Genomic DNA, 1,445 nt, shown 5'->3' with positions numbered 1-1,445 from the left:
CTTCATGTCCATGTCATCCCGCGCTTCGAGGGCGTGCCGCTCAAGCCGCATTCCGGGCAGATGGAGAAGCCGGAGGTGCTGGCCGAGAACGCCGGCAAGATCCGGGCGGCGCTTGGCGGCTGATCCTGCGGCGGGTTCAGGCGGCCCGCATTTGCGCCAGTCTCTGGAAGGCTGTCGGCTCCGGTCCTGCGATGAGCCGCTGCCGGATCGCCTCGGCGCACGCTTCCGGGCCTAGCTGCGAGGTATCGATTTCCAGGTCGTAGATGCCGGGCCTGTGGACCTCTTCCTGCCACAGGCGCACGGGCCAAGGCATCGGATCCTCGTCCGATCCGGCCACGTAAATTCCGTCCGCCGCGCCGGCGGCGCGCCTTTGCAGGATCGCCTCGATCGGGCAGCGGACGCCGACGAACAGGACCGGCAGGCCGGCCAGGCGCTTGGCGCAGTCGGGAAGGACGTTGAGCGACCTCGAATAGGCATCGTGGTGCCCGACATCGGTGACGACATTCAGCCCCTGGCGACTGTGCGCCACGATGGAGTCGTAAAGCGCGGCGTAAAGGCGCGGCACGAAAACCTCGAGGTCGGGGCGTTCGCCGCCGGGGCGCAGGCCGATGCCCGGACGCAATCGCGGCGGAGTGATTTGCGCATAGGCGTCGACGCCGAGATTGACCCAAACGCCATCGAGCATCTCCTGAATGGCGGCGGCAATGCTCGACTTTCCGGATCGCGGCGCGCCGTTGAGAATGATGATTTGTCCGGCAGTCACGCGTCGGTTCCTTCAACGAAAAAAGCCCCGTCGCCGGGGCTTTTTTTGGCTTATGAGCGGTCAGCCCTTGCGGGGCAGTTGCGGGACGAGGCTGCGCTTGCCGCCGTCCTTGCCCTTCGGCTCCGGCTTCTGCGCCGCAGCCTTCTTGGCAACTGGCTTCTTCGCCGCCGCCTTCCTCGCCTTCGGCGAGTCCTCCGGCTCTTCCTTCTTCGGCTTCACCGGCGCTTCGTCGGCGAGCGATTCGAGCTTCAGGCCGGTCTCGCCGGTTTCCTTCTTCTCCACGGTCACCCGCACCGTGCCGCCCTTCTTCAACTTGCCGAACAGCACCTCGTCGGCCAGCGGCTTCTTGATGTGCTCCTGGATGACGCGGCCGAGCGGACGCGCGCCCATGCGTTCGTCATAGCCCTTGTCGGCAAGCCAGGCGATCGCATCCGGCGACAGGTCGAAAGTGACGCCGCGCTCGGAGAGTTGCGCCTCGAGCTGCATGACGAACTTCTGCACCACCTGATGGATCACCGGCACCGGCAGCGAGCCGAACGGGATGATCGCGTCGAGACGGTTGCGGAACTCCGGCGTGAACAGCCGGTTGATGGCCTCGACGTCGTCGCCTTCGCGCTTGGTCGAGCCGAAGCCGATCGCCGCGCGCTGAGCGTCAGAGGCGCCCGCATTGGTCGTCATGATC

At 66.3% G+C, this 1,445-nt stretch carries 1 protein-coding gene and 2 pseudogenes; 1 reads left to right on the top strand and 2 read right to left on the bottom strand.

All coding sequences use genetic code 11. The annotated features are described in order from the left end of the window. Positions 1-123, top strand: a pseudogene (locus EOA38_RS40780) (HIT family protein); the annotation flags it as partial. Between the two features lie 13 nt (positions 124-136). Here EOA38_RS40780 and EOA38_RS36495 read toward each other — a convergent pair. Continuing rightward, positions 137-763, bottom strand: a complete 627-nt coding sequence (locus tag EOA38_RS36495) for a chloramphenicol phosphotransferase (protein WP_126093870.1) — start codon at positions 761-763, stop codon at positions 137-139. 60 nt (positions 764-823) lie between these two features. Then, positions 824-1,445: pseudogene (clpA, locus tag EOA38_RS36490) on the bottom strand (ATP-dependent Clp protease ATP-binding subunit ClpA); the annotation flags it as partial.

The organism is Mesorhizobium sp. M1E.F.Ca.ET.041.01.1.1 (genome assembly GCF_003997355.1).
GTDB lineage: Bacteria > Pseudomonadota > Alphaproteobacteria > Rhizobiales > Rhizobiaceae > Mesorhizobium.
This window is presented reverse-complemented; position numbering and strand designations above follow the sequence as displayed.